The sequence below is a fragment of the Exiguobacterium sp. SH5S13 genome, from assembly GCF_004337085.1.
GTDB lineage: Bacteria > Bacillota > Bacilli > Exiguobacteriales > Exiguobacteriaceae > Exiguobacterium > Exiguobacterium aurantiacum_A.
The window spans coordinates 1-6832 of sequence record NZ_SJUS01000043.1 but is presented as its reverse complement, the minus strand read 5'-3'; the positions used below and the strand labels follow the sequence as shown (position 1 = coordinate 6832).

6 protein-coding genes and 1 pseudogene are annotated in these 6832 nt (G+C 44.9%); 3 read left to right on the top strand and 4 right to left on the bottom strand.

The annotated features are described in order from the left end of the window. Positions 1–349 (bottom strand): relaxase MobL (gene mobL, locus EVJ30_RS14665; RefSeq protein WP_236636108.1); only part of this gene is annotated, 349 nt, incomplete at its 3' end. An 80-nt stretch (positions 350–429) separates the two neighbouring features. On the opposite strand from mobL, the gene EVJ30_RS14660 reads away from it, so the two are divergent. Further along, on the top strand, positions 430–2766 hold the full coding sequence (locus tag EVJ30_RS14660) for an RHS repeat domain-containing protein (protein WP_131469552.1): 2337 nt from the start codon (positions 430–432) through the stop codon (positions 2764–2766). A 35-nt stretch (positions 2767–2801) separates the two neighbouring features. After that, the gene (locus EVJ30_RS14655; RefSeq protein ID WP_131469551.1) at positions 2802–3452 is read left to right on the top strand and encodes a tetratricopeptide repeat protein; all 651 of its coding nucleotides are present in this window, start codon (positions 2802–2804) and stop codon (positions 3450–3452) included. A 123-nt stretch (positions 3453–3575) separates the two neighbouring features. Here EVJ30_RS14655 and EVJ30_RS14650 read toward each other — a convergent pair. The 3 genes and pseudogenes from EVJ30_RS14650 to EVJ30_RS14640 form a co-directional block, all read right to left on the bottom strand. Next, a pseudogene (locus EVJ30_RS14650) lies at positions 3576–3800 on the bottom strand (transposase); the annotation flags it as partial. Between the two features lie 94 nt (positions 3801–3894). Next, positions 3895–5331, bottom strand: a complete 1437-nt coding sequence (locus EVJ30_RS14645; RefSeq protein WP_131469550.1) for an ImmA/IrrE family metallo-endopeptidase — start codon at positions 5329–5331, stop codon at positions 3895–3897. Positions 5332–5335: 4 nt separating this feature from the next. Beyond that, entirely contained in the window at positions 5336–5623 is a 288-nt protein-coding gene (locus tag EVJ30_RS14640; RefSeq protein ID WP_131469549.1) for a hypothetical protein, read from the bottom strand. A 394-nt stretch (positions 5624–6017) separates the two neighbouring features. On the opposite strand from EVJ30_RS14640, the gene EVJ30_RS14635 reads away from it, so the two are divergent. Beyond that, positions 6018–6479: a hypothetical protein gene (locus EVJ30_RS14635; protein ID WP_131469548.1), complete on the top strand. Its 462-nt coding sequence runs from the start codon at positions 6018–6020 to the stop codon at positions 6477–6479. Positions 6480–6832: the final 353 nt, after the last annotated feature.

Genomic DNA, 6832 nt, shown 5'->3' with positions numbered 1-6832 from the left:
TCAGACGGTCGAGCGATTCACGGAGTGGCTGCATCCCGTTCATGTTGTAGCGCCATTGTCGTTTATCTTCCGGCAACCGTTCATAGATGTCCTTGAATTGACGGACGAGCTCGGGACGCAGGACACGGTTCGGGAGCGTTTGGATCTTCCGGTTCCGTTTATGGGCGACCAACTCGTTTCTTATGAACGCGTTCAGTTTCTCCTGTTCTTTTGTCCGGTCGGCGAGAGAGTGGATGACCTTCGACTTCATCAGCTCGATCGATTTTGGTTTTCGTTTACCGCGCTCGCGCATGTGACTCGTCTCGACGATGGCGACATGGACGTGGATGTTGTCGGTGTTGTAATGCACGTTTTGTTAACCAATCGATAGCAAAACCGTTCTATGTGAGTGCCCTGGCACAAAAGGCCTCGAAAACAGATTCACTAAATGTGGAAGCGACATATGAGGACGGAACGACGGTACAGAAAACAGCCACATTCCATGCGCTAGACTATACCGGAAAAGACAATGACACGACATGGCAACGTCAGACGATTCAATTGACGTCAGATCAGAACAAAAAACTCGTGAAAGTCGATCTCACCATCAAGAACGGTTCGACTGGCACCATTCTTATCGATGCGGTCCGGGCATCTATCGGACGAGTCGTGTCTGACTCGACATATGACAAGCAAGGAAACCACGTTTTAAAAGACGCCGGGCTGACGAAACTTCCAGTGACCAATACGGTCGACGCGTTCGGAAATGTTTTAACCGTCGATCAAGGGAATCGTACACGGACGAACACCTATGATCTACTAGGCCGTTTGACGACGACGACCGCGGAGAGCGGGACTGTCATTTCCTATGTTTATGACAAGAAAGGACAAGTCACACAAAAAACGTTTGATGGAAAAATCACTTCATACACGTATGCAAAAGGTCGTATCACTTCTGTGGACCGTCCAGGGGGACAACGCTCTCAATATGTTTATGAGCCCCATACGGGCAACTTAAAAGAAACCATCTTGCCATCCGGAAAAAGACTCGGAAAGGTCTATGACGATGAGGGAAAAATTACCGAGCTAAAAGAATCCAATGCAACACGATTCAAATATGGCTATGATGCGACCTCGGGCGACCTTGTTTCCATTCAAATGGGGAACGACAGTGCGAAACTAAAGAAATACGAATATGATACGAAAGATGCAGGTAAAGGTCGTGTGTTGAAGCTGACGGATTATCACCAGGTCCTTCAGTCATGGGATTACCAAGATGTCAACGGTGTCGGAACCGAGCTTCCGCTCTCCATCACGTTAGCGGGAACGAAACGTGAATTCACTTATGATGTCGCCAAACGGAACCATGGAGTAACTGTCGATAGTCAACATTGGGCTTTCCGTCACAATGAGAATGGCAAGACGACTCAGATCACCATGCCGGGACAAGGCGGGGAGTCATTGGTCGAGTTCGATGAGACCGGGGCAGTGTCAGCCTGGTCCGCCTCTGCTGGTGACAAACAGATTGCATTTGAGCGATATAGTTACGATCAATATGGAAACCTTTCAGTCCTTAAAAAAGACGGGAAAACTGCAAGTTACTCCTATGATGCGATGAATCAATTGATTGAAGAGAAGATCCTTGACGGACAGACAGTCAGCTATGCGTATGACAAACGTGGGAACCGCACGCATATCAATAACCAAGTCATAGCTGAATTTGATGATTCCAACCGGATGACGAAGTTCAAGAGTCAAGCCATTGCGTATGATGCAGACGGGAACCGGATCAATGACGGACGTCTGAAATATTCATGGGACGGTCTGGGGAAACTGACTGCGATCGAAGAAGTCAACGGCACAAAGAAATGGCAGTTCATGTACGACGAACAAGGGCGTCGCATTCAAAAGACTGGACCGAGCGGTACGATCCGCTTCCATTACGACGGAGACTCGAACCGATTGATGGCCGAGACAGATACGGCTGGAAAACCGATTCGGGAGTACGTCTATAACGCGGACCATATCCTTGTCGGACTCAAAACAAACGGAACATGGTACAATTATCAACGAAATTACCGCGGAGATATTGTAGCAATCACGGATATGGATGGGAAAGTTGCTGCCAAATACACCTATGACACGTGGGGCAAACCGCTCCCGACGGACACCGTAGATCCAAAGCTGACAGGTCAACCAATTCGTTATGCGTCATACTATTACGACGAAGATTTGGCGCTTTATTATTTGATGGCGCGCTATTACAATCCAGAAAATGCTGTCTTCCTTTCAGTTGATCCTTTATTGGACAGTGACGAATCAATTGAAATGGCAAATGGATATAGTTATGTGATGAATAACCCTATTATCCGTATAGATCCCGATGGATTAATGTGGCAACATGATAAAATGGGGTACGGATCAAATGCATACAGAGGCGGTGGAGGAGGTTATTACCCTAACACAGCTAAACTGTATCAAGGTTTTTATCATCTCAGATTTTCTAAAAACTTATACAACAATGTAAAAAACCATATGTTTTCTACTAAACATATCAATGGCGGGATAATGAGGCTTGGCAGTAGCCAAAAGGCAATATTTAATAAATCTATAGATATAATAAAAAAAGCACGTAGAGTCAAAGTAGGTTCTAACGAAATTAGAACTTATATAAATGGACATAAGGTAACAATACGTTTCTATGTACTACCTAATGGAGTAGTAAAAAATGTTAACATGTTTAGAGGTCATTCTGGAAGAGCAATAGGAAACCTAATCCGTATGTAATTTAAACAACTCTGTTGCTTAGAAAGGAAGGGAAGATGAATTTGAATTTAGAGATTAATGAAATTCAAAAATTGATTTCATTACAAGAAATTGAAGCCGCAGAAGAAAAATGTATCTTGATGATTGAAAATAACCCACATTGTAAACAATTATGGGATTTGTTGATTTCCATAGAGTTAATGACTCCATTGGAGGACTATGAGAGCGCTACAAAGTATCTTGAAAAAGCTTACACGTTGTTTCCGGCTAACCATATTTATTACGCATTGAAGATGTACTTTAAAGAGATTTTTTTGAGTGGATTAAATGACTCTGATCGAAAAGAAATTAGTAATTTTTTTTCAGTCATGGACTTCAAGTCAAAAGCTGTCTTGTCTATAACTTTGGCTAAAAGTTACTGGAACGTTGACAATAGACTATATCAATATTACCTTTTAAATGCTATTGAGAATTACCCAGAGTTTATTAATCCTTATTTTGATTTAGCTACGTTTTACTTAGAGAGAGGAAAGAATGACAAAGCTAAGGAGTATATTGAAGAGGGTCTAGGAAAAATAGATAGAGTATATTCGAATTTAGACCCGATACCACTTGATTCGAGTATCAACTTTTTCATAGATGATGAGATTGGTGGTATCTATGTTGAAAAGAAGAAGTACCTAAAGTGGAAAAATATTCTCAAATAATCAGAGAGGGGGCTGGTCACCAAAATTACGTGACTGGTCTCCTTTTTTAATTATAGTGATAAAAAAATAAACTAATTAATCAAATTTAAACTGTACCCTGAGTAGTAGACACTAAATAATTAGTCAGGCGACTTCGAGAACCTGGGTCCGGTATTCCACCGGGCTCAGGTTCTTTAGTCGTTTCTTGATGCGACGATGATTGTAGTACTCAATGTAGCGCTCGAGCTCCTGTTTGAAATGAGCCATGTCCTCAAACTTCCTGAGATAAAGGAGCTCGGACTTGAGCACGGCGAAGAAGCTCTCGACGGCCGCATTGTCGAGACAGTTGCCCTTTCGGGACATACTTTGTTTTTGTCCAAAGGTTAACGGGCCTAGCCTAATCTCAAAAGCAAAACTAATGCTTTGTGAGTATTTAGTGTAAATATTCTTCATCTGCCACTATTTATATTAATCGTTCAATATTCAACAGAGCGGTTATTGGTAGAGATTTTTTTTCTTCTTCAAGCAAAACGTCATGCCAACGCTCTTCAAGATTTTTGAGGAGTGCCTTTTCAACTTTATTGTTTTTTTCCAAGTCGTGAAGAGGATGCACAGTTCTTTCAGGGTCGAAGTGACCACTAATCAACGGCTGATTCGGTAAGGCCACCGTATAGGCGATAATGGTGTCTTCATCGAAGTCGTGATTGTTGGCGAAACCGAATGACTGGAATCCGAATCCCTTACCATGAATATACATGAGCGGCTCATCGACATGATCCACCTTCAGGTTCGTCTCGAGGGTCGCTTTTGCGTTCAGATAGGGCTCCACCTCCTCGGGAGACACACTTTGTACGACATGCAACCGTTCATAAAGACTGAGGTCAGCGTCTTTCCATCCCATACGCTGATTCAGTTGCTCGATATACTCGAGTGGACTCTGTTCTTTCTCTTGCTCCAAGGTGTGTACCTTTTCTAAGTGTGACTCGATATGGTCAAGGAAGGTCGCGGACGTCTGATGGACCTCCTGCAACAGCTGTTCCTTGTCGAGGAGCTCCTTCTCTTTCGTCCAACCGGCCAGATAGGAGAGCGAAAAGTCGTCCGTCGGGAACCCGAGTTGATGTGAGACGACATAAGCGACCATCTCGGCTTGGAACTCCTTCTCGGGTGCAGTGAGCGGTTTGTCTCGTTCGAGGTTCCGTTCCTGATTGTGCAGCTCCGCATGGGCGAGCTCATGGATCAGAACCGTGATGTCCTCGATCGATGAGTTCCGCGGGTTCAAGGCAATCGCATGTAGCTCCGGATAGTAACAGCCCTTCGCCGTCCCGATCTCGTCGAGCGGTTCCTCCAAGAGCGTCACATTCCGGGCATCCGCGAGCGTCGTCAAGGCGTCACGGATGTCTTGTTCGTTCTCCAACCCGCCGTCCCGGTGATACCGTTTGAAGATGTCCGAGACCTCGATTCCTTTCTCGCGCGCGTCGGTCTGCGTATACTCGAACACGTGACCAATTTTGAAATACATCATTTTGCGTGACGGGATTCTTCCTTGTTTCACACCATCCTTGACCGGCTTCGGTGCCTTGCTGAGCGGTACCCATTCGTCTTTGTGCAGGGCGTACGTCACCGGGTTCGGGACGAACACCTTGATACCCCGCTCACCTTTTTGGACCTGTGCGCCTTGCTTCTCCCAGAACGGATAAGAGCCGACCGCGACCGCGCCGGGGAACTGGGACTCAATTAAGACCGCGTTCCGCATCGAGTATTGATGGAACTTGCCGAGGAACTGTAGATGTTCCCGGATTTTCTCTGGACTCTCGAAGTAGCTGTCGATCTGTTTTCCCATCTGTTCCGTCAAGGCCTCGAGCTCGGCCTTTCGTTCTTCGTTCGTCTTCATCTTGGCCATCGTTTCAGACTCCTTCCTTCAACAAGTCGGTGACAGATTCATCACTATCCGCAAATTCATTCAGTTCACGTTCGAGTTGTGGCGACGATTCCGAAATGTCGAGTAACAGCCGCGTCCGTTCGAAATTGACGGGAAGTATGACGATTTCGTCTTGCGAGATGGCGGTTAAAAGCTGATACTCAGATATGGATATCGAGATGTCATACCGTTTTCCATAGATGAGGACCGTGACGGTATCGGATTGAAGCGTCAACAGTTGTCCCATCGTGAAGGGGCGTTCTAGTGGTCGCATGAAGTTCATCCTCTCTGAAAAGCTAGTATGTTTTTTTGTTTTGGTGCTCGATGCGTTCCTGGACGACACGTTCCCCGTCTTTAGGAATGTCGGCTTGAACTAGTCCGTCATGATGTCCTCTCGATACGATGTGAGATTTGTGTGCCGATTGAGCGGGTGAGGAGCTACATGTCCCACTTCTTGTCGGCCAGTTGTTTGTGTCCGGCTACGATATGGTCGATGGCCTGGACCGAGATAGACAAAGCATATGAATTTAACTGCCAAAACGAAATCATAGGCAGCCAGGAAACAGTCTTAAATTAGGTACTTAAGGGAATCCTTTAGATGGGTCGATTGAGTCCCGAAAGAAAAGATACCAATTATTGAAATCTATCGATTATAGGAAGTGATCAGGGTGACAAGAATAAAAATCGGTGATGTGTTTAAGATTAACACGCCTAACGGGGAGGCTTATCTTCAATATGTTCATGAAGATAAAACGATAGGCGAGTTGGTAAGAATATTGCCCGGTGTATATGAAAAACCTCCAGAAAACCTTAAAGAAATAGTCTCGGGGAAAGAAGCGTATCTATTACATTGTTCACTCAAACCGGCTAAAAGACAAAAGATCATTGAAGCCATTTCGAACTATGACATACCTCCGGACTTTAAAATCCCTCGAAAATTTAGAACAGAGATAACAGATGACGAGGGGAATCTTATTGGGTGGCACATCGTAGATTATGTCACTTGGTATAACGATGTGGTCTATGAGTTAACAGAAGAACAAATCCAGTTATCTCCTTGGGATACATGGAGTTATCCGCTATTAGTCGAGCGAGTCTCAGAAGGCTGGACGTTAGAGAACTGGAAGTAAATAAGTTTAAAAGCATACTGGACTTGAAGCAAAATAATCTCGAAACCTCGGAAAGCTAACTGCTTTTCAAGGTTTTTTTAGGACATTAAATTCTTTAAAAAATTTGTGCAACTCACGCTCGAGTTGTAAAGCGTCAACAGTTGTCCTATCGTGAAAGGGCAATCAAGTGGTCGCATGGGGTTCATCCTCTCTCAAAAGTTAGTGTGTCCTTCTTCTGTTTTCGATACTCGATGCGTTCCTGGACGACATGTTCCGCCGTCTCGAGGAACGTCGGTTTGAACTGGTCCGTCGTCATGATGTCCTCGATGCCCTCGGTCTGCATGAGCGCCTGCAGGAGCTCTGTCAGGATTTGT

What these genes read in the sequence shown, in the direction of transcription:
- EVJ30_RS14655 (WP_131469551.1), top strand. Translation starts at nt 2,802, where the DNA reads ATGAATTTGAATTTAGAGATTAATGAAATTCAAAAATTGATTTCATTA.
- EVJ30_RS14645 (WP_131469550.1), bottom strand. Translation starts at nt 5,331, where the DNA reads ATGGCCAAGATGAAGACGAACGAAGAACGAAAGGCCGAGCTCGAGGCC.
- EVJ30_RS14640 (WP_131469549.1), bottom strand. Translation starts at nt 5,623, where the DNA reads ATGCGACCACTAGAACGCCCCTTCACGATGGGACAACTGTTGACGCTT.